Here is a 20,810-nt window from a genome sequence, read left to right on the forward strand (position 1 = left end):
TGCGGCAGGAAGACGATGCGTATTGGTATCCTGGAGACGGGCGAGCCGCCCAAAAGCCTGATCCCCGACCACGGCCGCTACGGCGGCATGTTCCAGCGGCTGCTGGGGCCGGTCCACGACTACACGACCTTCGACGTCCAGGCCGGCGAGCTGCCCAAGACGGTCGACGCCTGCGACGCCTGGCTGGTCACCGGCAGCTCGGCGGGCGTCTATGACGACCTGCCGTGGATCGCGCCGCTGAAGGGCTTCCTGGCCAACGCCCGCGACAAGGCGCCGATCGTCGGGGTCTGTTTCGGCCACCAGGTGATGGCCGAGGCCTTCGGCGGCAGCGCCGTGAAGTCCGAGCGCGGCTGGGGCATCGGCCTGCAGAGCTATGCGGTCTCGCACGCGGCCGGCTGGATGGATGACGGCTCCAGCGTCAGCGCGCCGGGCTCGCACCAGGACCAGGTCGTGGCCCTGGCCCCCGGCGGGCGGGTGCTGGCCGGCAGCGCCTTCACCCCGTTCGGCGTGCTGGCCTATGGCGACAAGGCCATGTCGATGCAGTTCCACCCGGAGTTCGACGTCGCCTACGCCAGAGCGCTGATCGAGAGCCGGCGCGGCACGCGGTTCTCGGAGGCCGAGGCCGATGCGGCGGTGGCCTCGCTGGCCGCGCCCAACGACAGCCGCCGCATCGCCGTCTGGATCGAGCGCTTCCTGAACGAGGCAACCGGCGCCTGATCCTGGCCGTTGCAGGCGGGGGGAAACGGAGATGCCGATGTCCCGCCCCGCCGCCCTGCTGCTGATCGCCGGCCTCGCCCTCGCGGGTGGAGCCTTGGCGGCGGGCGCCCTGGCCCAGGGCGAAGTACCCGCCGGGGCGGCCGCGCCTCCGGTCGCGCTGAAGACCGCAGCCGACTTCCAGTCGATCAAGGATCCGGCCGCCCGGTCGCTGGCCCTGTTCGCGGAGGCCGGCAAGGTGATCCAGAGCCCGCGCTGCCTGAACTGCCATCCGGCCACGCGGGTCCCGACCCAGGGCGATGATCTGCATCCGCACGACCCGCCGATGGTGGCCGGCGAGGCCGGTCATGGGCCGGACGGCCTGCCGTGCCGGTCGTGTCACGGCCCGGCCAACGTCGCGACCTTCGGCGAGCACATCAAGAGCATGCCGGGCGATCCGAAATGGGCCGTGGCCCCGGCGAAGATGGCCTGGCAGGGCAAGTCGCTGGGGGCGATCTGCGCCCAGCTGAAGGATCCGGCCCGCAACGGCGGCAAGACCCTGGCCCAGCTGCAGCAGCACATGGCCCACGACCACCTGGTCGGCTGGGCCTGGAACCCCGGCGAAGGCCGCAAGCCCGCGCCGGGGACGCAGGCGCAGCTGGGCGAACTGGTGCAGGCCTGGATCGACACCGGCGCCAAGTGCCCGAAGGCTTAGGGCGGATCGACATTCGGCTGTTCGCGACCTTCAAATCCGCGCATCCCCGCGAAGGCGGGGACCCAAGCTGGATTTCAGGATGAGGCGTGACCGTGGATCGACCGCAAACGCGGCTTGGATCCCCGCCTTCGCGGGGAGGCTCGGTGGAAAATGAGCCCAGGCCGGTGAATGTCGATCAGCCCTAGAGCCTCACGGGTGGGCCGCGGCCCAGTCCATGACCTCCTGCAACGGCGCCACCCAAACCTGGTCGGGATGGGCCTTCAGCCAGGCCAGCAATTCCTGGTGCGCCGGGTTGGAGACCTGGAGGTAGTCGCCGCCCACGCCGTGGAACAGGAACACCGCCACCCCGCCGCCGGCCGCGGCGCTCTTGGCGAAGTCGATCAGCTGGGCGCCGGTCACGCTCTCCGGAAAGCCGCGCGAGGGCACATGCATCGGGTCGATCCTGGCGCCGGCCAGGTCTTCCGGCGTGGTCACCACGCCCCGGGCGTAGGTCACCAGGCCCGAGGCCCGCAGCGCCTCCAGATAGTCGACGCCGCCGGCCTTGCTGGCCCCGCAGGGCGTGGCGAAGCCGTGGCGCGTCTTGCCGTCGATCGCGGTCAGCAGGACGTTCTGCTGCTCGATCTCCTTGAGCAGGCTGGCGGGGGTGTAGGCCTCGGCGACATAGCGCGGATCGGCCGGGAAGTTGGCCGCCGGACAGGCGTGGAAGATCGTGTGGTTGGCCAGCTCGTGGCCTTCGGCGGCGGCGGCCCGCCAGCGCGGAATGTCGGCCGCCTTGACGCTCGACAGGAAGAAGCTGCCCTTGAAGCCGGCCGCGTCCAGGGCCGGCACGGCGTTGTCGAGCTGCGAGACCAGGGCGTCGTCATAGGTCAGGGCCACGGCCGCCTTGGCCCCGTTCGGCCACTGGGCGGCGCAGGCGGCGGAGACACCGCCGACAAGACCCAAGCCCAGGCTCATGACGATCGCCAGCAAGGTCTTCATAGGCGCGCTCCCTAAAGCCGCTTGGAGAACGAGAAGCGGGTTTCCTGGTCGTCGGACTCCAGCGCCAGGGCGCCGCCATGGGAGCGGGCGATCTCCGAGGCGATGTAGAGCCCCAGGCCCAGGCCCTGCTGCATCTCGGCTGACCCACGCGTGAACGGCTGGAACAGCTTGGCCATCGTCTCCGGCGGGATGGCCGGACCGCCATTGACCACCGACAGCACGAACAGGCCGTCGCGGGTGGCGGCCTCGACCCTCACCGGCTGGGCCGGGTCGCCGTGGGTCAGGGCGTTGCCCAGAAGGTTCGACAGCATCTGGGCGATCCGGGCGGGATCGCAGACGACCGTCTGGCTCACGGCGATCTCGGACTCGATCCGCCGGTGCGGCTGGGCGCTGCGCAGTTCGGCGACCAGCTGTTCCAGCGACGGGTTCAGCGCCTCCGGCGGGACGGCGCGGGCTTCGAGCCCGAAGCCGCCGCCCAGCCGCACGCGGGCGAAGTCCATGACGTCGTCGATCAGCCCCGCCATCCGCGCGACGCTCTGCTCCATCTGGCCCAGGATGAACTCGGCCTTCTCGCCCGAAGGCTGCTTGCGCAGCAGGCGGGCGCCGCCGTTGATCGCGGCCAGGGGATTGCGCAGGTCGTGGCCGAGCACGGCGATGAACTGGTCGCGCAGTTCGGAGTCGTTGCGCGAGGTGGCCAGGGCCGCCTGGCTCTCCACGAGGCGATCCTGCGCCTCCAGATGGCTGCCGATCAGCTTGGCGAACAGCTCGAAGGTCGCCAGGGCCTGGGTTCCCCGCAGGTTGGCGGGGCGAGGGTCGATGGCGCACAAGGTGCCGAAGAACTGGCCGTTGTAGTGGATCGGCGTCGAGATGTAGCTCTGCAGGCCGTATTGCAGCGGCGTGTGGTGATCGCGCCAGACCGGGTCCTCGGAAACGTGGTCGATGACCACGGCGGTCTCGTTGTCGCGGATCTCGTCACAGATGGTCGAGGCGACTTCCAGCTCGCCGCCGGGCAGCAGGCCAAAGCCGATCTCGTCGCGCACGGCGCAGGCGACCCAGCGATCCTTGGTGACCCGGGCGACGGCGGCGAAGCCCATGCCGGTGGTCCGACAGATCACTTCCAGGATCTGGGGCACCACCTCGATCTTGGCGACCTTGGCGACATCGGCCAGCAGCTCCGCCGGCGTGGCCGGGCCTCCCGCCCGACCCGCGGGATTGTCCGTGTTCGTCGCCAAGTCGTCGGAATCCATGCGCCCCTCCCAGACACGGTGACAACCCACTGGGATGGGTCTCGCGAAGGCCTTCCGCCTTTCGCCGCGCGTGACCATAGCAACGCCCGCCGCCCGGACGCCATAGCGGCTTTTGGAACCTAGGCCGCCACCCGCTCCTCGTCGCGTACGCTGCGGCGGAAATCCCGGGGCGAGCAGCCGTACTGGTCGCGGAAGGCGCGGCTGAAGTGGGCGCTGCCGTTGAAGCCCCAGCGGAAGCAGATCTCCGAGATCGACAGCCGCGCGAACTGCGGGCTGGCCAGGTCGTTGCGGCAGCGCTCCAGCCGGCGGGTGCGCAGATAGTGGCTGAAGGTCTCTTCGACGCCCTCGAACAGCTTCTGCACGTAGCGCGGCGAGACGCCTTCCTCGTCGGCCACCCGGCGGATGGTCAGGTTCGGGTCGGGCAGCAGGGTCTCGATGGTCTGGCGCAGGCGCTGCAGGTGGGCGCTGCGGGCGTCGGTCGGCCAGGCGGCGCCGCGCTCTTCTCCGGCCTCCAGCAGGCACAGGCCCAGGAACTCGGCCAGGGCCAGCTCGACGGGCCGCAGCTGGTCGACGGTCAGGTCCTCCAGCGAATCCGCCGTCGAGCGCAGCAGGCCCGAGAGGATGTGCTTGACCCCGCCTTCGCCCCGGAGGCGACCGACCCGCAGGGCGCGCGGCGCGACCAGACGATGGTTCAGGGCCACGCGTGGTGCGCGGACGAACATCAGCCGGCAGCGGGTGGAAAGGCGCAGGGCGGCCGCCTGGCCGGTGGGGCCGAAGGCGATGTCGCCGATCGACAGGTCCTCGGCCAGGTCGTCGCTGACCACCGCCGCCTGGCCGTCGAGCAGCACCGCCATCCACACCGCCGCCGGCTGGTTGGTCAGGCGGCCCGAGATGGTCTGGGCGCCGGCGTTGACCAAAGCAAACTCGATGCCCAGGGGGCTGGTCAGGCAGACCACCGAAGTCGAGGCCGGCTCCAGTTCCGACAGGCTCTCGACCGGCAAGCCCAGGCGCGACATGGCCTCGCGCCAGGCGTCCGAGCGTTCGGCGCGGGGATAGCTGTCGGTGCTGAACGACCAGGCGCGCAAGGCCTTAGGTCTTCTTCGGAAAGATGTCGCGCGGGATGCGCACGTGGCAGCCTTGCTTGCCGTCGACCACCTGGGTCACGCCGAAGTCGGAGGCCACGCTCATCAGCGAATAGGCGTCGTTCTTGGAAAGGCCGACGTGGTCGGACAGCAGGCTCAGCATGTTGAGGGAGGCTTGCCGCATGGCCACGTTGAGATCCTCGTCGAACCCATGGACGATCCACCACTTGGGGGTCTCCAGCAAAGGCCCGGGGGTCTCGAAATCCTTGCGAAGGACGATCTGCATCAGGACGTTGAGCGAACTTTCGATCGCGGTGCCTGAAAGTTCGCCATCGCCCTGGCTGACGTGGGGATCTCCGATGGAGAACAGTCCGCCCTCCACCTGCACGGGATAGTACATCGTCGCCCCGGCTCCGATCCGCCAGTTGTCGATATTGCCGCCGTGCAGGCCGGGTGGGATGGTGCTGACGCGGCCGTCGACGGCCGGCGCGACGCCGGCGGTGCCCAGGTGCGGCCGAGCCGGGATGCGCACGCCGGGCAGGGCGCTCTGGCGATCGCATTCGGGGCAGTTGGTGATCGTGCCCGGCGTCAGGTACTTGCCAGGGAAGTCGTAGGCGTAGAGGGCGCTGGCGGTGTTGTAGTCGGCGTCCAGCTCGTAGATCGTCACCCGCTCCTTCTCGCCGAACTCCTTGTAGAGATAGCCCCAGTTGGCCGCGAGGTTGGAGCCGTAGTTGTTGCGCGGGACCATGCGCAGGTAGCGCACCTCCAGCACGTCGCCGGGCTTGGCGTCCTCGATGTAGATCGGGCCGGTCATGATGTGGACGCCGGGATTGCGGTCGTCCTCCGGCACCTCGGTGAAGATCTTGGTGATCGCCGCGTCCATCATCAGGTCGGGGGCGTCGCCGGCGTGGTGGGTGATGGCCTCGGCCTGGATCAGGTCGCCGCTCTTGATGCGCAGGGCCGGCTTGATCGACGGGTCGAAATAGCCCCAGTGGATGGTCTCGGGCGTGGCCTTCAGGTGGTGCAGGGCGCCGGGCGCGACGTCGGGACGGACCTGGCCGGGTTCGCAGATGAAGGGCATCGGAATCTCCGTTTAGGCCGCAGCCAGCGTGACGCTGGTCATGCTCAGCGAGCCGTGCTCGATGTGGTCGGGTGAAAAGCGGGCGACGTCGCCGGGCAGGCGCGCGCCCAGCACGTAGAGCAGCGGCCAGTAGTGGTCGGGGGTCGGCACCGAACGGCGGGCGTCTTCACCCAGCTTTTCGAACTCGACGGCGGTCAGCGGCTGGTCATCGGCGATGGCCGTCTTGATCGCCTCGTTGAAGCGCTGCGACCAGTCGTAGGGCGCGCAGTGCCGGTCGCCCCAGTCCATGGCCGGCAGGTTGTGGACGATGTTGCCGGTGCCGACGATCAGCACCCCCTCGTCGCGCAGCGGGGCCAGGCGCTGGCCCATTTCGTAGTGCCATTCGGGAGACTTGGTCCCGTCCATCGACAGCTGGATCACCGGCACGTCGGCGTCGGGATAGGCCTTGCACAGCACCGACCAGGTTCCGTGGTCGAAGCCCCACTGGCGCTCGTCCAGCACCACCGGGATCTCCGGGGCCAGCAGGTCGCGCACACGGGCCGCAAGGTCAGGCGAGCCCGGCGCCGGGTACTGCACCTCGAACAGGGCGCGCGGGAACGAGGCGCCGAAGTCGTGGATGGTGCGCGGGCTGGTCATCGCCGTGACGCCGACGCCCTTGGTGATCCAGTGGGCCGAGACGCAGAGGATGGCCTTGGGCTTGCCGTGCTTGGCCTCGATCTCGGCCGCCATCGACCGCCAGGTCTTGGTGGTGTCGTTGGTCTCCAGGGCGATCATCGGGCTGCCGTGACCGAAGAAGACGACGGGAAGGCGCGAGGTCATCTCAGGCGGCCTCCACCGGGGTCGAGGGCGCGGCGTCGGCGCCCTTCAGCCGCGCCCACTGGGCCTGGTAGCGCGGGGCGAGCCAGCGGTTGAACTGCACCTGGGCCCCCTCCTGCCAGGAGTAGCGGCCACGGATGGCGAAGCGCGAGCGCAGGCCCTTCTGGACCAGCTCGTCGACATGCATGTCCTGGGCGATGATCTGGCCCGCCGAGGTCATGATCATCTCCAGACGCTCCTTGAAGCCGTAGCTATCGCGCGCGCCGGGGGCGACCAGGATGCCGGTGTCCTGGGCCATGGTCTCCGGGCCGGTGGGCCGCAGGATCAGGTAGATGATCATGTCGCTGGTCATGACGAGCGACAGGGTCGGCGGGATGTTGGCGAAGGTCGCCCGGCCCCGGTCCTCGTCCGACAGCTTGGGGAAGATCGGCAGCACCGCCTTCTGGGTCGGGTTGAAGCTGGCGTCGGGGTGCAGGGTGCCGTTGTAGCGCAGGAAGCCGGCGTCGCCCGGCTCAGCTTCCGGGAAGCTGGCCAGCTCGCTGGGGATGAAGTCGTGCAGCACGCCGCGGTGCAGCTTGCTGGCGTGGTAGCCGTCGTTGTTGTTCTCGAACATCACCTTCCAGTTCCAGGCGAACTGGCCGGTCATGGGTTCGAGCGCCTCGGCGGTCTCGAGGTCGAAATTGGCGATGGCGGCTTCGACAGCCGTCAGGCGCGGGGCCAGCGGCTCGGCTTCGGCGTCGAAATTGATGAAGATGAAGCCCAGCCAGATCTCGACCTTGAAGGTCGGCAGGCTGATCTTCTTCTTGTCGAAGCCGCAGGTGCGGTCCATGGCCGGGGCGTTCACCAGGTCGCCGTTCAGCGAATAGACCCAGTGGTGATAGGGGCAGACGAAGCCGCGGGCGTTGCCCTTGCCCTCGGCCACCAGCATCGCGCGGTGCTGGCACACCGACGACATCGCCTTGATCTCGCCGGCCCGGTTGCGGGTGACCAGGATCGGCTCGCCGACGATCTCCGTGGTGAAGAAGTCGCCGGGCTCCTGCACTTGGTCCACCCGGCCCACGCACAGCCACTCGCGGTCGAACAAGGCGGCCTTCTCGAAGTCGTAGAATGCGGCGTCGGTGTAGCAGGCCGGCGGCAGGGTCTCGGCCGTCCCCACCTCGTGGGTGGAGCTGGACAGCCCGTCGAAGAAGGCGTCGCTGAACAGGGTCACGGCCGGGCGCTCGCTTTGAGGAAGGGTTTGGGGAAGGGAAAGAAGACCCCTCAAGGCTGGCGCCGTGACACGCCCCGGTCTTGCTCCAGCGCGCACGAAAACTTGGTCAGCCGCAGGGGCGCGCCGCGCCGTCGCCCGTCGAACGGGCGCTGCTGTCGCCGGGACGTACAGGAGGCGGGCTTTTGACCGTACGCGCACGAGATGGGGTAAAGAGACAGGGCGCTCTGAGGCAAGACCGTGGTTTTTCAGCCGCCTAGGCTTGCCGCCATACAGTCACCCGAAGGTCGATCCCATGCTCGCCGAAGCACCGCCCGCCCTGGCCACCAAGCCCCTCAAGAAGGGCGCGCAAGATGACTTCGGCGCGGAGATCCTGAACATCGACCTGCCGACCGCCTCGGACGCCGAACTGGACGGCGTCGTGGCCGCCTTCCACGCCCACGGCGCGGTTCTGGTGCGCGATCAGCAGATGACCCCGGACGACCTGATGGCCTTCATCGGCCGGTTCGGCGATCCGGAAGACCACACCCAGACCCGCTTCACCCTGCCGGGCTATCCGAAGATCTTCATCCTCTCCAACCGCGTCGTCGACGGCCAGCCGATCGGGGCCCACAACGACGGCGTCGGCTGGCACACCGACTACAGCTACAAGCCCGAGCCGGTGATGCTGACCATGCTCTATTGCGTGGAGGCGCCGGAGGAAGGCAGCGACACCCTGCTGGCCGACGGCTGCGCCGCCTGGAACGCACTCAGCGCCGAGAAGCAGGCCGAGCTGCTGCCGCTGCAACTGCACCACAGCTACAAGCACTTCATGGCCACCCGCACCTTCGGCGAGCAGATGATCCTGTCGCCCGAGATGGAGGCGGCCAATCCCGACGTCGAGCACCCGCTGATCCGCACCCACCCCTCGGACGGCCGCAAGGCCCTGTGGCCCTCGACCGGCACGGTGACCGAGGTGATCGGCAAGCCCGGCCCCGAGGGGCTGGCCTTGCTCGATGAGCTGGTGGAATTCATGACGCAGGAGCGCTTCGTCCACGCCCACAAGTGGCGGCCTGGCGACATCCTGATGTGGGACAACCGCTGCACCCTGCACACCGGCACGCTGTACGACGACCAGAAGTACTTCCGGACCATGCACCGCCTGTGGGTGAAGGGCGATAAGCCCTATTAATGGACGCTCCCCCTGAAGGGGGAGCTGTCGCGGAGCGACTGAGGGGGAAGTTGTTGCTGAACACGGCCAACGCCTAGTCAGCTGATAACGTCCCCCCTCCGGCCCTCTGGGCCACCTCCCCCAGAGGGGGAGGATCTTGTTCGACAGGACCATCCACCATGACCCAGACCTGGCTGATCACCGGCGTGTCCGGCGGGCTCGGGCGCGAGATCGCCGCGGCCGCCCTGGCGCGGGGCGACGTCGTGGCCGGCACGGTGCGCAAGAAAGCCGACGTCGCCGCCTTCGAGGCCCTGGCGCCCGGCCGCGCCCACGGCCTGGTCATGGATGTCACCGACCCGGTCGCCGTCGAGAACGCGGTGAAGGCCGCAGAAGGCCTGACCGGCCAGATCGACGTGCTGGTCAACAACGCCGGCTACGGCCTGGTGGGCGCGGTGGAGGAAGCCTCGCTGGAAGAGGTGCGCGCCCAGTTCGAGACCAACGTCTTCGGGCCGCTCAGTGTGCTCAAAGCCGTGCTGCCGGCCATGCGGGCGCGGCGCTCGGGGCGGATCGTCAACATCACCTCGGTATCGGGCCTGGCGGTCTGGGCCGGCACTGGCGTCTACTGCGCCAGCAAGTGGGCGCTGGAAGGCCTGACCCAGTCCCTGGCGGCCGAGGTCGCGGAACTCGGGATCAAGGTCGTCAACGTCGCCCCCGGCGGCCTGCGCACCAGCTTCGCCAAGGGCTCCAAGACCATCGTCGCCGACAAGCTCGCCGACTACGAGGGCCTGGCCCGCGACGCCGAGCGGATCATGGCCGACCACGCCGGGTCCGAGCCCGGGGATCCGAAGAAGGCCGCCCTGGCGGTGCTGGCCATCGTCGATGCGCCCGAGCCGCCCCTGCACCTGCTGCTGGGCGAGGACGCCCTGAAATACGCCGCCTACGCCGCCGACGGCCTGAAGGCCGACATCGACGCCTGGCGCGACCTTTCCCTTTCCATCGCCTTCGACTGACCTAAAGGACTCCGCCGTGACCAACACCCTGATCTTCGTCGACCTGGCCAGCGACGATCCCGCCAAGGCCGGCGAGTTTTACGCTGAGGTGTTCGGCTGGCAGAACGACGCCCGGCCGCAGGGGATCTATCACCGCATGGTCCCGGGCGGTCAGTTCAAGAACCCCGACGGCTCCGACAGCCAGATCGGCAACCTGCATCTGGGGATTTTCGACGCCGCCAACGCCCGCCCGCACCCGGAAAGCACGGGCGTCGAGCCCCGCGCGCTGTCGACCGACGGCCGCAAGCCGCGCATCTGGATCCTGATCGGCGACGACGACAGCGCCGACCGCATCCTGGGAACCGCGCAGAGCCTGGGCGCCACCCTGCTCTGGCGCGACCACTACTGGGCCGAGTTCAACGGTTACAACCACGCCTTCCGGGATCTGTGGGGCAACGAGATCGTGCTGTGGGGCAAGGCTGGGCAGAACCCGGAAGTGCCGGAGAGCTTTACGCGCGAATAGGAACCTCCCCCTCTGGGGGAGGTTCCTTGAGGTTTGGGCTCGGCCACCCTCGCACCTGCGAAGCCTCATATTGCACCGCACCCAACACCGGCGCATCATCCGGCGATAACCAGAAAAGATCGCCGGGAGCGCAGGATGTCGGACAAGGCCTATCAGCACGCGCCCGATCCGCCGTGGATCTTCCGCACCTATGCCGGCCACTCGACGGCCGAGAAATCCAACGCGCTCTATCGCTCGAACCTGGCGCGGGGCCAGACGGGCCTGTCGGTGGCTTTCGACTTGCCCACCCAGACCGGCTACGACCCCGACCACATCCTGTCCCGAGGCGAGGTCGGCAAGGTCGGGGTGCCGATCAGCCATCTGGGCGACATGCGCGCCCTCTTCAGCGAGATCCCGCTGGAGAAGATGAACACCTCCATGACCATCAACGCCCCGGCCGCCTGGCTGCTGGCGATGTATGTCGCCCTGGCCGACGAGCAGGGGGCCGATCGGGCCTTGCTGCAAGGCACCACCCAGAACGACCTGATCAAGGAATACCTGTCGCGCGGCACCTACATCTTCCCGCCGGGGCCGAGCCTGCGGCTGATCGGCGACATGATCGCCTGGTGCTATCGCGAGGTTCCGAAATGGAACCCGATGAACGTCTGCAGCTACCACCTGCAGGAGGCCGGCGCGACGCCGGAGCAGGAGCTGGCCTTCGCTCTGGCCACGGCGATCAGCGTGCTGGACACCGTCCGCGCCGGCGGTCAGGTGCCCGAGGAAGACTTCGAGATCGTCGCCTCGCGGATCAGCTTCTTCGTCAACGCCGGGGTGCGGTTCGTCACCGAGCTCTGCAAGATGCGCAGCTTCACCAAGCTGTGGGACGAGATCCTGCTCGAGCGCTACGGCGTGCAGGACAAGAAGGCCCGGCGGTTCCGCTACGGCGTGCAGGTCAACTCCCTCGGGCTGACCGAGCCGCAGCCCGAGAACAACGTCTACCGCATCCTGATCGAGGCTCTGGCCGTCACCCTGAGCAAGGACGCGCGCTGCCGGGCCCTGCAACTGCCGGCCTGGAACGAGGCCCTGGGCTTGCCGCGTCCGTGGGACCAGCAGTGGTCGCTGAGGCTGCAACAGGTGCTGGCCTACGAGACCGACCTCTTGGAATACGAAGACCTGTTCGCCGGCAGCCACGTGGTGGAGGCCAAGGTCGCCGAGCTGTCGAAGGGGGCGCTGGAGCAGCTGGCTTTGATCGACGAGATGGGCGGCGCCGCCAGCGCCATCGACTACATGAAGGCGGAACTGGTTTCGTCGAACGCCAAGCGGGTGAGGGCCGTCGAGACCGGCGACCTGACAGTGGTCGGCGTCAACCGCTGGACCGACAGCGAGCCCTCGCCCCTGTCGGCCGGCGAGGGCAACATCGAGACGATCGATCCCAAGCTCGAAGCCGAGGTCGTCACTCGCATCCAGGCCTGGCGCGCGGATCGCGACGCGACCGCCGTCGAGGCCGCCCTGGCCGACCTGAAGGCCGCCGCGCTTGATGGCCGAAACATCATGGAACCCTCGATCACCGCCGCCAAGGTCGGGGTCACCACCGGCGAATGGGCCGGGGCGCTGCGCGAGGTGTTCGGCGAATATCGCGGCCCGACGGGCGTGGCGATCGTGGTCTCCACCGGCGAGGCCGAGGACGTCGAGGCGGTGAAGGCCGAGGTCGAGCGGGTCTCGCAGGTGCTGGGCCGCACCCTGACCTACCTCGTCGGCAAGCCGGGCCTGGACGGCCACTCCAACGGCGCCGAGCAGATCGCCACCCGGGCCCGGGCGTGCGGCATGGAGGTCGTGTACGACGGCATCCGCTCGACGCCGGAGGAGATCGTCCGCCGCGCCAAGGAGAGCCGCGCCCACGTGGTCGGCCTGTCGATCCTGTCGGGCTCGCACCTCGACCTGGTGCAGGAGGTCGTGCGGCTGATGCGGGCCGAAGGGCTGGACCACATCCCCGTCGTCGCCGGCGGCATCATTCCCGAGGCCGACGCCCTGATCCTCAAGCAGATGGGCGTGGCGCGGATCTATACGCCCAAGGATTTCCGGATCACCGAGATCATGGGCGACGTGGTGCGGCTGGTCGAGGCGACGGCCCTGGCGGAAGCGGGTTGAGCGCCGCCATGGTCGCGCTATCCTAGGGTGATGAGCGATGCGCGCCCTGATGATCCAGACGTCCCGGCCGATCGCGGCTCGGATGGCATGAGTCCCCTGAGCAAGGTCGCCGACGGCGTGCAGGCGAACCTGCCCACCCGCGAACTGGCGCACGAGATGGCGACCACCGCGATCTGGTGCGGCCTGCTGCTGGGCGTCTGGGGCGGATCGCCGGAGGTCACCCCGCCGCTGTTCGTCGCCGGCCTGGTTTCAGTCGCCGCCTTCTGGTTCGCCAACCGCAAGGAGGACGCCCCCGACCAGCCGGAGCTGGGCGTGTGGCGCGTCAGCCGCAAGAGTCTGTTCCAGGCGCGCTGGAAGCGCCGCGTCCCCTTCGGCGGCCTGGCCATCGGCCTGGTGCTGGCCGGACAGTCCTGGTGGTACGGCGACGCCTGGGGCGTGGTCTACGCCCTGGCCGTCAGCGCCGGCTTCGGCTGGCTGGCCTGGCGACGCAAGCCGCTGGAGGATTGGGTCGAGCTGCGGATCGACGCGGCCGGCCTCTACAGCCGCGAACTGGGCTGCACCATCCCCTGGCCGGTGCTGCAGGCCGTGCGTCCCCGCGTTCGCCATCGCCTCGGCAAGCTGGACCTGCGGCTGGGTCCCAACGACCTGCCGAGCCTGGACGCCGCCGATCGGGCGGTGGGAAGCGACGTCGAGATCGACCTTGCGCCCCTGGCGCTGGGCGTCGACACCGTCCGCGCCGAGATCTTCCGCTACCGTCCCGACTTGGAGATCGGCCCCGCGCCGGGCGCGCCGCCCGACTCCATCGTCACGCCCATTCCCGGGGCGGCCACCGAGGCCGACGGCCGCGACGACAGCGCCCTGGCCGCCGTGTCGATGCTCGCCGTCGCCCAGAACCCGGCCCTGGCCCTGATCGCCCTCAGCAGCTCCAGCGACCGCTGAGCCGCCTTCAGCCCTCGAAGCCGACCAGCGCTCGAAACGCCGCCTCGGTCCGCGCCCAGAGGGCGGGATCGCGCGGCGCGACCGACGGCTTGGCGCCGACCGCCCAGGCCATCTGTTCGCGGACATAGGCGTCGATGGCGGGAATGCGTTCGCCTACGCCAACGGTCTCGCCGGCCGCCTGCTTGCGGCGGCGCAGGTCCTCCAGAGCCTCGGCGGCGTCGGCGGGCAGGCGCACCTGGTCGAGCAGGCGCGGCAGGCTCATCGGCGGCCGAGCCTCGCCGTGTTCGCGCAGCCATTGCAGGGCCACGGCCGGGCGGACGACGTAGAAGTACTTCTTCAGCCGCACCTGCTCGCGTCCCTCGATGAAGCTGCCCCACTGGCGGCGGGCCAGGCCGTGATAGTGGGCGACGTCGCCGTGCAGGTCGCGCCAGGCTGCCGCCACCGGTTCGAATACCTGCCGGAAACCGGGATCCTCGGCGTAGAGGATCGGCGAAGACAGCCATTCGGAGACCACGGCGTTGCCCCGCGCCACCAGCTTCAGCGCCTTGCTCACGTCCCAGCCGCCGATGTCGAGGTCATCGTCGATGGGCCGCTCGATGACGTCGCGCGGCGGGGTCAGGGCGAGATAGTCGGCGACCGGCCGGGCGTAGACGAAGCGGACGTCGTAGTCGCTGTCGGGCGAGTGGAAGCCCCAGGCGCGGCTGCCGGATTCCACGGCCAGCAGGATGCGCACGCCTTCCTCCCGGGCGATTTCGGCCAGGCGGCGGGTGATCTGGTCACGGCGGTCTGCGGCGACGGCGTCGGCGAAGCGGGGATCGTCGGTCATCCTGGCGTTGTGGCCGCCGACCAGCTTCGCCGCAAGCTCAGTCCCGCGCCAGCCGCCAGGCCGCCGCGAAGCCGATCAGCGCCAGCGGCACGAAGGCGCCGAACAGCCAGGGGCCGTGGGCGAAGGCGGCGGTCGGGTCGATGCCGTGGCCGAAGCCCAGCAGGTTGGCCATGGCGCCGGCGGCGGCCGAGCCGGTCGCGCCGCCGATCAGCTGCACCGTGGGTACGGCCGACGAGGCCAGGGCCTGCTCCTGCGTCGGTGCGCCGGCGATGGTGCGACGGGCCAGGAACGCCCAGCAGAGGCCAAAGCCGCAGCCGACGGCCAGCAGCGACAGGCCCGTGCTCCACAGGCCGCCGCGCGACACCGCCAGGGCCGAGGCCGCGACGCCGGCCAGGATCACCAGCGCGCCGGCGCGGATGGCCAGGGGCTCGTGCTCGACCTTCAGACGGGCGACCAGCATGGCGCAGACCGTCCAGCCGGCCGCGATGCCGCCGGTGACGTAGCCGGCCACCAGGGGCGAGGCGCCGTGGCGGGCCTGGATGAAGGCGGGGCCGTAGACCGTGAAGCCGATGGCGGCCGCCTCGCAGGCGAACATGACCAGCAGGCCAAGGCCGGTGGCGGTGGAAAGGTCGGCCGCCGAGCGCGGCAGCAGACGGTCGGGCGATGCGCGGTTGACGGCCAGCATGGCGGCCATGGCGGCCACGCCCAGCACGGCGCAGATCCCGGCGGTCGCCGGAGAGGCCACGACCCCGGCCGCGCCGATCAGGCTGACCCCGACGACCAGCAGGGCCAGCTGGCGGCTGGGGATGCGCGTGCGGCTCTCGGACCGTTTCTCGCCCGGCAGCATGGCCAGCACGGCGACGACGAAAATAACGCCCTGGACAACGAAGGCCCAGAACGCGCCCCGCCAGAAGCCGGCGGCGGCGAAGACTCCGCCCAACAGTGGTCCCAGCAGGGTCGCCCCGCCCCACACGCCCGCCACCGCGCCATAGACGCGCGGCCACAGCTTTTCGGGGAACAGGGCGGTGATGGCGACGTAGCACAGGGCCACCACGGCCCCCGCGCCCAGCCCCTGGATCAGGCGTCCGACGACGAAGGTGACGAACTCGGGCGCCAGGGCGCTCATGGCGCAGCCGGCGGCGTAGACCACCCCGGCGAAGGCTGTGGCCCGGCGCAGGCCCAGGCCTTGCGAGAACTTGCCGCTGCACGCCCCGGCGACGATCGAGCCCATCAGATAGGCCGCCACCGACCAGCCGAAATACTGGTGGCCGCCGATCTCGCGGGCGACGCTGGGCATGATGGTGGCGGTGACCAGGGTGTCGGCGGCGTTCAGCCAGATGCCCAGGCACAGCAGGCCGAAACGCGGCAGCAGGGCGCGGTCCAGCAGGGCGGTGCGGTCGGCGGCGACGGACATCGACGGTCTCTTCGGCGGCCCTTGCGAGCCGGGCAGGCGGTCATGCCCGTTTCCGCGCCGCTCGCCAAGCCGCTGCACAGAACCGGAACGCTCGCCCCGCCGTTGAAGGCGGGTGAAACCCGCTTCGCCCCAGGCCCTGGTTCTGGCCGAGATCGGCGGCCTGCTGCTCGACGCGGCCCTCGCCGGCCTGCTGGTCTTCGCTCTGGTCGATCGCATCGCGCCGCCGCAGGACCTGCCGTGGAAGCCGTTCTCGATCGACCAGCCGCTGGGTCTGGCGACGCAAGCCAAGCTGTCGCGCATCGGCGCAGATCCGGCCGCCTGCCGCGCCGCGCTGCGGGCCGGCGGGATCGAGCCCATCGACCAGCCGGTGCGCGACCAGGGCTTCTGCTCGACCCGCGACACGGTGCGGGCGTCGAGCCTGCTGTCGCCGGCCGCCCCGGTGATGACCTGCCCGCTGGCCCTACGCTACGCGGTCTGGGAGCGGCAGGTGCTGGGGCCGACCGCCGAGCGGATTCTCGGCAGCCCGCTGACCCGCGTCGATCACTTCGGGACCTATGCCTGCCGCACGATCTACGGCCGTCCCGGCGAGCGGCCCAGCCAGCACGCCCGCGCCGCTGCCCTGGACGTTTCGGGCGTCCGCCTCGCCGACGGCCGCCGCCTGACACTGGCCGCCGACTTCCGCAAGCCCGGTCCCGAGGGGCGTTTCCTGCGGACTGCGCGGGCCGGGGCCTGCGAGGTGTTCGGGGCGGTGCTGAGCCCGGACTACAACGCCGCGCACGCCGACCATCTGCATCTGGACCTCAGCGCCTACCGCCTCTGCCGCTGAGCGCGACAATAGAGCGCGCCCCGCCGGAATTCGGCGCGCGGGGGTGCGAGGCGCCGGGCGTGCGCGCTATAGTTGGTCGAGTACCCGACGCGTTCCCCCGAAAGCCCGCCGATGCCCCACTCCATCCTGGTGATCGACGATGATCCGCTGGTCCGCGAGTTCGTCGACCTGGTGCTGAGCCAGGCCGGCCACCGCGTTTCGGGGGCGCCCAACGGCGCGGTCGGCCTGGAGACCCTGGGTCACGCCAAGTCGGACCTGGTGCTGCTCGACATCCAGATGCCGGGGATGAACGGCCTGGAGGCCCTGCGTGTCATCCGCCGCCTGCGCCGCCTGCGTACCCCGGTGATGATGATGACCGCCCGGGGCGACATCGAAACCGTCAAGCAGGCGCTCAACGACGGGGCCAACGGCTACATCGTCAAGCCGTTCACCGCCGCCGACCTGCTCAAGCGCGTCTCGGCCCTGCTGGCCGCCGAAAGCCGCGCGCCCGTGACCCCGCCGCCCCCGAAGCCCCAGCAGGCCCCGCAGCCCTCCGGCCCTGACACCTTCGAGATCGACTGAAAGAACCTCCCCCTTTGGGGGAGGCGGCCAAAGGCCGGAGGGGGGCCGTTTTCAGCTTTCGATACGCTGGAAGGTGCGTCCTCTCCCCACCGATCGCTGCGCGATCGCCTCCCCCACAGGGGGAGGTTCTCAGACCCGCTCCGCCGTCCGCGCGCGGGCAACGCCCGGGGCCTGGGCGGCGACCACCACCTGGGCCAGGACCGAGAGCAGGTTGCGCATGTCGATCGGCTTGGCGACGTGGGCGTCCATGCCCGCTTCCAGGCAGGTGCGGATCTGGGTCTGCATCACGTCGGCGGTCAGGGCGACGATCGGCAGGCGCACCCAGCGCGGGTCGGCGCGCAGGCGGCGGGTGGCCTCCAGTCCGTCCATCACCGGCATGTTGACGTCCATCAGCACGATGTCGAAGGGGTGGGCGGCGACGGCGTCCAGCGCCTCCTGGCCGTTCTCGACCTCGATCAACTCGCAGCCGAAGGGCTCCAGGAACAGGCGGATGACCCGGCGGTTGACCGGATGGTCGTCGACCACCAGCACCCGGCGTCCGCCCAGCGAGGCCAGGGCGTCCAGCTCCAGGGCCGCGGGCTCGGCCGCCGGCGCCTCGGCCGCCTCGCCGACGGCGACGTCGGCCAGGAAGCGCAGGGTGAAGAGCGAGCCCTCGCCCTCGCGGCTGCGCACGGTCACCGAGCCGCCCATCATCTCGGCCAGACGGCGGGTGATGTTGAGACCCAGGCCCGAGCCGCCGTAGTTGCGGGTGGTCGAGGCGTCGGCCTGGGTGAAGGCGCCGAACAGCTTGTTCAGCGTCGCCGGCGTCATGCCGATGCCGGTGTCGCTGACCGTCAGCCGCACCGACTGGCGGCCGCTGTTTGGCTCGAGCGCGCAAGACAGGGTCACGGCGACCTTGCCTTCGCTGGTGAACTTCAGGGCGTTCGACACCAGGTTGGCCACGCACTGGCGCACCCGCACGACGTCGAACATCAGGCACGGCGGCGGATCGCCGACCACGTCGAAGGTGAGGTCGAGGCCCTTCTCGCGCGCCGTCGGCTGGAAACCGTTGACCAGCCGGCCGACAGCCTGGGCCAGGTCGCCGGCCGTGGGCGCGATCTCCAGCTTGCCGGCCTCGATCTTCGACAGGTCGAGGATGTCGTTGAGCAGGACGAGCAGGGTCTCGCCGGAATCGATCAGCAGGTCGACCTGCTCGCGCTGGCCCGCGCCCAGGCTCTCGCCGCGCAAGGCCTGGGCCATGCCCAGCATGCCGTTCAGCGGCGTGCGCAGTTCATGGCTCATCACCGCCAGGAAGGAGGACTTGGCCTCGCTGGCGGCCTCGGCCCGGCCGCGGGCGTCCTTCAGATTGGCCTGGGCCCGGCGCATGTAGAGCGCCCAGGTGACGCCGCCGACCACCAGCAAGGCCATCAGGGCGGCGATCACGCCGGTGGCCTGGGCGAGGCGCCGGGTCAGCTCGACCTCGGCGGTCAGGCGCTCGCTCTCGGTGCGCTTGGACTGCAACTCGGCTTCCAGCGCCGACGAGATCTGCGAGGCGGTGGCGGCCTGGGCGGCGTTGGTCTCGCGCGAATGGGCCACGCGCCAGCGGTCGAGCAGCGAGAAGGCGTCCTTGCCGCGCCCTTCGGCGTTGGCGATGAACGCCTCGACCAGCATGCGGCCCACAGGATCGGGGCGAGCGGCGCGGGGCGGGGCGGTGTCCAGCAGGGTCAGGTCTCGGCGGGCGGCCTCGGCTCGCCCCGTCTGGGCCAGGGCCTTGGCCCGCAGGCGCAGCATCGAGACCGCCACCCGGTCCTGCGGCGCGACCAGCACCGCGCCGGCGTCGCGCAGGCAGCGCAGCACGCCTTGAGGATCGTCGCGGGCGTCGGCGATCACCGCGCAGAGGTTCTGGTCCCAGGTCAGCAGGTCCGGATCGCCCGACCCCACGCTCATGCGATGGTGCACCTCGGCGAAGCGCTCGGCGGCGGGAATCTCGCCCAGCTCCGCGGCGGTGTAGGCGATGTCGTACAGCCGCTCGATCTTGCGCATGTAGAAGGCGTCGCGCTCGTCCAGGCGCGCGGCCTCGGCCATGTGGTCGAGGGCGCCGTCCTTGTCGCCGATGTCAGACAGCGTGTACGAATGCACCTGGTGGGCCTCGGCCAGCAGCGGCCGGGCGATCGAGCCGCGCTCGCCCAGGTCCTCGAACAGCTGGCCGGCGAAATGGCTGGCCTCGGTCCAGCGGCCGCTGCGCGCCAGGGTGCGGATGCGCTCGACCCCGGCCATCAGGCCGATCTCGCGGCCGGAGCCGCCCAGGAACCGCGCCCAGCGGGCGTCGTCCATGCCCGTCGGTCCACGTGCGTCGAGGTCGTAGGCGGCCTGCATCAGGTCGGCCAGCGCCGCCAACTCGGGATCGTCGTCGACACGGGCGGTGGCGCGCACGGTCGCCTCCCAGTCGTCGAAGGCCTTCTGAACGTGGTTGCTCTTGTAGGCGTAGAGCACGCGCCACAGGGCGTAGAGGCGGGTGTCGCCGCGCTGGCGCAGGGCCCGGCGGCCGGCGCGCTCGACGTCTTCGTTGTCCTGCGGGGCCGGTCCGGCCCGCTGCACGCCGATCTCGCGATAGAGCTGTTCCAGCTTGCGCGCCTGCGCCGAGGCCGGCGTCGTCGCGGCGCGGGCTGGCGCCACGACGCCGGCCAGGGCGACGAGCGCGAGCAGCAGGGGCAGGATGCGCTTCACGGGCGGCGGTCCTCGAACATCCGCCCTTTCCTAGCGTCAAGGTTCTCCGCTGGAGGTTAATTTCGGACGGCCGCGTCCCTAGGCCGCACCGAAAGATCGCTGTTATCGCGCGCAGGTGGAGCCTGGCTCAGATGGTCGCCCCGCCGTCCACCACCATGGCTTGGCCGGTCATGAAACTTCCCGCCTTCGAGGCCAGGTAGACGGCCGCCCCGGCGATCTCGTCGGGCTCGCCGATCCGCCGCAGCGGCACCCCGGCGGTCGAGCGCTCCAGGGTCTTGGGATCGTCCCACAGGGCCTTGGCGAAATCCGTCTTGATCAGGCCCGGCGCGATGCAGTTGACCCGCACGTTGTCGGGGCCGAACTCGTGGGCGAGGTTGCGGGCCAGCTGGAAGTCGGCGGCCTTCGAGATGTTGTAGGCCCCGATGATGGCGTTGCCGCGCAGGCCGCCGATCGAGCTGACGATGATGATCGCGCCGTCCTTCCGCTCGCGCATCTCCGGGGCGACCATCGAGATCAGCCAGTGATTGCTGATGATGTTGTTGTCGAGGATCTTGCGGAACTGGTTGTCGGCGATGCCGGCCAAGGGGCCGTAATAGGGATTGCTGGCGGCGTTGCAGACGCAGATGTCGACGCGGCCGAAGGCGGCGCGGGTCTCGTCGACCAGCCGTTGCAGGTCCTCCTTAGAGGCGATGTTGGCCGGAACGGCGATGGCCGTTCCCTCGCCGTATTGGGCGTTGAGAGCAGCAGCGACCTCCTCGCAGGGACCGGCCTTGCGCGACGAGATCACCACCTTGGCGCCGTGCTGCGCCATCCGCTCGGCGATGGCCTTGCCGATCCCGCGCGAGGATCCGGTGATGATCGCCACCTTGCCGGAAAGGTCGAACAGGCTCACGGCGCGCTCCCTAAAACGTTTGTTTGAATTGTCCGCAC

The 20,810-nt window shown here is 70.1% G+C and carries 19 protein-coding genes; 9 read left to right on the forward strand and 10 right to left on the reverse strand.

The features are described 5' to 3' along the window. Positions 1-15 precede the first annotated feature (15 nt). Both AC07NS_RS07875 and AC07NS_RS07880 read left to right on the forward strand, forming a co-directional pair. Positions 16-717 (forward strand): type 1 glutamine amidotransferase, encoded by a 702-nt coding sequence (locus tag AC07NS_RS07875; protein WP_494602603.1) that lies wholly within the window; start codon positions 16-18, stop codon positions 715-717. Between the two features lie 37 nt (positions 718-754). After that, complete coding sequence (locus AC07NS_RS07880; RefSeq protein WP_494602604.1) at positions 755-1,408, forward strand: Isoquinoline 1-oxidoreductase subunit; 654 nt, start codon at positions 755-757, stop codon at positions 1,406-1,408. 189 nt (positions 1,409-1,597) lie between these two features. Here AC07NS_RS07880 and AC07NS_RS07885 read toward each other — a convergent pair whose 3' ends face one another. The 6 genes from AC07NS_RS07885 to AC07NS_RS07910 form a co-directional block, all read right to left on the reverse strand. Then, the gene (locus AC07NS_RS07885) at positions 1,598-2,386 is read right to left on the reverse strand and encodes a polysaccharide deacetylase family protein (protein WP_494602605.1); all 789 of its coding nucleotides are present in this window, start codon (positions 2,384-2,386) and stop codon (positions 1,598-1,600) included. Between the two features lie 11 nt (positions 2,387-2,397). Beyond that, a complete protein-coding gene (locus AC07NS_RS07890; protein WP_494602606.1) occupies positions 2,398-3,633 on the reverse strand; it encodes a GAF domain-containing sensor histidine kinase in 1,236 nt (411 codons plus the stop codon). Positions 3,634-3,752: 119 nt separating this feature from the next. Next, positions 3,753-4,718: a helix-turn-helix domain-containing protein gene (locus AC07NS_RS07895; RefSeq protein ID WP_494602607.1), complete on the reverse strand. Its 966-nt coding sequence runs from the start codon at positions 4,716-4,718 to the stop codon at positions 3,753-3,755. 4 nt (positions 4,719-4,722) lie between these two features. After that, positions 4,723-5,796, reverse strand: coding sequence for an acetamidase/formamidase family protein (locus AC07NS_RS07900; RefSeq protein ID WP_494602608.1), 1,074 nt, complete (start codon positions 5,794-5,796; stop codon positions 4,723-4,725). 12 nt (positions 5,797-5,808) lie between these two features. Next, positions 5,809-6,615 (reverse strand): 4,5-DOPA-extradiol-dioxygenase, encoded by an 807-nt coding sequence (gene ygiD / locus AC07NS_RS07905; RefSeq protein ID WP_494602609.1) that lies wholly within the window; start codon positions 6,613-6,615, stop codon positions 5,809-5,811. Between the two features lies 1 nt (position 6,616). Beyond that, positions 6,617-7,822: an aromatic ring-hydroxylating oxygenase subunit alpha gene (locus AC07NS_RS07910; protein WP_494602610.1), complete on the reverse strand. Its 1,206-nt coding sequence runs from the start codon at positions 7,820-7,822 to the stop codon at positions 6,617-6,619. A gap of 292 nt (positions 7,823-8,114) precedes the next feature. Here AC07NS_RS07910 and AC07NS_RS07915 point away from each other — a divergent pair, with 292 nt between their 5' ends. The 5 genes from AC07NS_RS07915 to AC07NS_RS07935 all read left to right on the forward strand — a co-directional run bounded on the left by AC07NS_RS07915 (position 8,115) and on the right by AC07NS_RS07935 (position 13,547). After that, positions 8,115-8,990 carry a TauD/TfdA dioxygenase family protein gene (locus AC07NS_RS07915; protein ID WP_494602611.1) on the forward strand — a complete coding sequence of 292 codons (876 nt, stop codon included), beginning with the start codon at positions 8,115-8,117 and terminating at the stop codon, positions 8,988-8,990. A gap of 158 nt (positions 8,991-9,148) precedes the next feature. Beyond that, a complete protein-coding gene (locus AC07NS_RS07920) occupies positions 9,149-9,979 on the forward strand; it encodes an oxidoreductase (protein WP_494602612.1) in 831 nt (276 codons plus the stop codon). Between the two features lie 16 nt (positions 9,980-9,995). Next, positions 9,996-10,481: a VOC family protein gene (locus tag AC07NS_RS07925; RefSeq protein ID WP_494602613.1), complete on the forward strand. Its 486-nt coding sequence runs from the start codon at positions 9,996-9,998 to the stop codon at positions 10,479-10,481. 135 nt (positions 10,482-10,616) lie between these two features. Next, positions 10,617-12,608, forward strand: a complete 1,992-nt coding sequence (locus tag AC07NS_RS07930) for a methylmalonyl-CoA mutase family protein (RefSeq protein ID WP_494602614.1) — start codon at positions 10,617-10,619, stop codon at positions 12,606-12,608. Between the two features lie 87 nt (positions 12,609-12,695). Beyond that, on the forward strand, positions 12,696-13,547 hold the full coding sequence (locus AC07NS_RS07935; protein WP_494602615.1) for a hypothetical protein: 852 nt from the start codon (positions 12,696-12,698) through the stop codon (positions 13,545-13,547). A gap of 7 nt (positions 13,548-13,554) precedes the next feature. Here the strand turns inward: AC07NS_RS07935 and AC07NS_RS07940 are convergent, their stop codons facing one another. Together AC07NS_RS07940 and AC07NS_RS07945 are read right to left on the reverse strand one after the other, a co-directional pair. Beyond that, positions 13,555-14,373, reverse strand: a complete 819-nt coding sequence (locus AC07NS_RS07940) for a nucleotidyltransferase domain-containing protein (protein WP_494602616.1) — start codon at positions 14,371-14,373, stop codon at positions 13,555-13,557. Between the two features lie 37 nt (positions 14,374-14,410). Next, positions 14,411-15,787 (reverse strand): MFS transporter, encoded by a 1,377-nt coding sequence (locus AC07NS_RS07945; protein WP_494602617.1) that lies wholly within the window; start codon positions 15,785-15,787, stop codon positions 14,411-14,413. Between the two features lie 112 nt (positions 15,788-15,899). Here AC07NS_RS07945 and AC07NS_RS07950 point away from each other — a divergent pair, with 112 nt between their 5' ends. Together AC07NS_RS07950 and AC07NS_RS07955 are read left to right on the forward strand one after the other, a co-directional pair. Next, positions 15,900-16,613 (forward strand): extensin-like domain-containing protein, encoded by a 714-nt coding sequence (locus AC07NS_RS07950; RefSeq protein WP_494602618.1) that lies wholly within the window; start codon positions 15,900-15,902, stop codon positions 16,611-16,613. Between the two features lie 111 nt (positions 16,614-16,724). After that, positions 16,725-17,174, forward strand: coding sequence for a response regulator transcription factor (locus tag AC07NS_RS07955; RefSeq protein WP_494602619.1), 450 nt, complete (start codon positions 16,725-16,727; stop codon positions 17,172-17,174). A 129-nt stretch (positions 17,175-17,303) separates the two neighbouring features. On the opposite strand, the gene AC07NS_RS07960 is transcribed toward AC07NS_RS07955, so the two are convergent. Next, positions 17,304-19,880 (reverse strand): hybrid sensor histidine kinase/response regulator, encoded by a 2,577-nt coding sequence (locus AC07NS_RS07960; protein ID WP_494602620.1) that lies wholly within the window; start codon positions 19,878-19,880, stop codon positions 17,304-17,306. 127 nt (positions 19,881-20,007) lie between these two features. Then, positions 20,008-20,772 (reverse strand): SDR family oxidoreductase, encoded by a 765-nt coding sequence (locus AC07NS_RS07965; protein WP_494602621.1) that lies wholly within the window; start codon positions 20,770-20,772, stop codon positions 20,008-20,010. Positions 20,773-20,810 lie beyond the last annotated feature (38 nt).

It is taken from the genome of Caulobacter sp. GW821-FHT10A10, from assembly GCF_059415745.1.

What these genes read in the sequence shown, in the direction of transcription:
- AC07NS_RS07940 (WP_494602616.1), bottom strand. Translation starts at nt 14,373, where the DNA reads ATGACCGACGATCCCCGCTTCGCCGACGCCGTCGCCGCAGACCGCCGT.
- AC07NS_RS07935 (WP_494602615.1), top strand. Translation starts at nt 12,696, where the DNA reads ATGAGTCCCCTGAGCAAGGTCGCCGACGGCGTGCAGGCGAACCTGCCC.
- AC07NS_RS07875 (WP_494602603.1), top strand. Translation starts at nt 16, where the DNA reads ATGCGTATTGGTATCCTGGAGACGGGCGAGCCGCCCAAAAGCCTGATC.
- AC07NS_RS07900 (WP_494602608.1), bottom strand. Translation starts at nt 5,796, where the DNA reads ATGCCCTTCATCTGCGAACCCGGCCAGGTCCGTCCCGACGTCGCGCCC.
- AC07NS_RS07945 (WP_494602617.1), bottom strand. Translation starts at nt 15,787, where the DNA reads ATGTCCGTCGCCGCCGACCGCACCGCCCTGCTGGACCGCGCCCTGCTG.
- AC07NS_RS07915 (WP_494602611.1), top strand. Translation starts at nt 8,115, where the DNA reads ATGCTCGCCGAAGCACCGCCCGCCCTGGCCACCAAGCCCCTCAAGAAG.
- ygiD (WP_494602609.1), bottom strand. Translation starts at nt 6,615, where the DNA reads ATGACCTCGCGCCTTCCCGTCGTCTTCTTCGGTCACGGCAGCCCGATG.
- AC07NS_RS07885 (WP_494602605.1), bottom strand. Translation starts at nt 2,386, where the DNA reads ATGAAGACCTTGCTGGCGATCGTCATGAGCCTGGGCTTGGGTCTTGTC.
- AC07NS_RS07955 (WP_494602619.1), top strand. Translation starts at nt 16,725, where the DNA reads ATGCCCCACTCCATCCTGGTGATCGACGATGATCCGCTGGTCCGCGAG.
- AC07NS_RS07880 (WP_494602604.1), top strand. Translation starts at nt 755, where the DNA reads ATGTCCCGCCCCGCCGCCCTGCTGCTGATCGCCGGCCTCGCCCTCGCG.
- AC07NS_RS07930 (WP_494602614.1), top strand. Translation starts at nt 10,617, where the DNA reads ATGTCGGACAAGGCCTATCAGCACGCGCCCGATCCGCCGTGGATCTTC.
- AC07NS_RS07890 (WP_494602606.1), bottom strand. Translation starts at nt 3,633, where the DNA reads ATGGATTCCGACGACTTGGCGACGAACACGGACAATCCCGCGGGTCGG.
- AC07NS_RS07920 (WP_494602612.1), top strand. Translation starts at nt 9,149, where the DNA reads ATGACCCAGACCTGGCTGATCACCGGCGTGTCCGGCGGGCTCGGGCGC.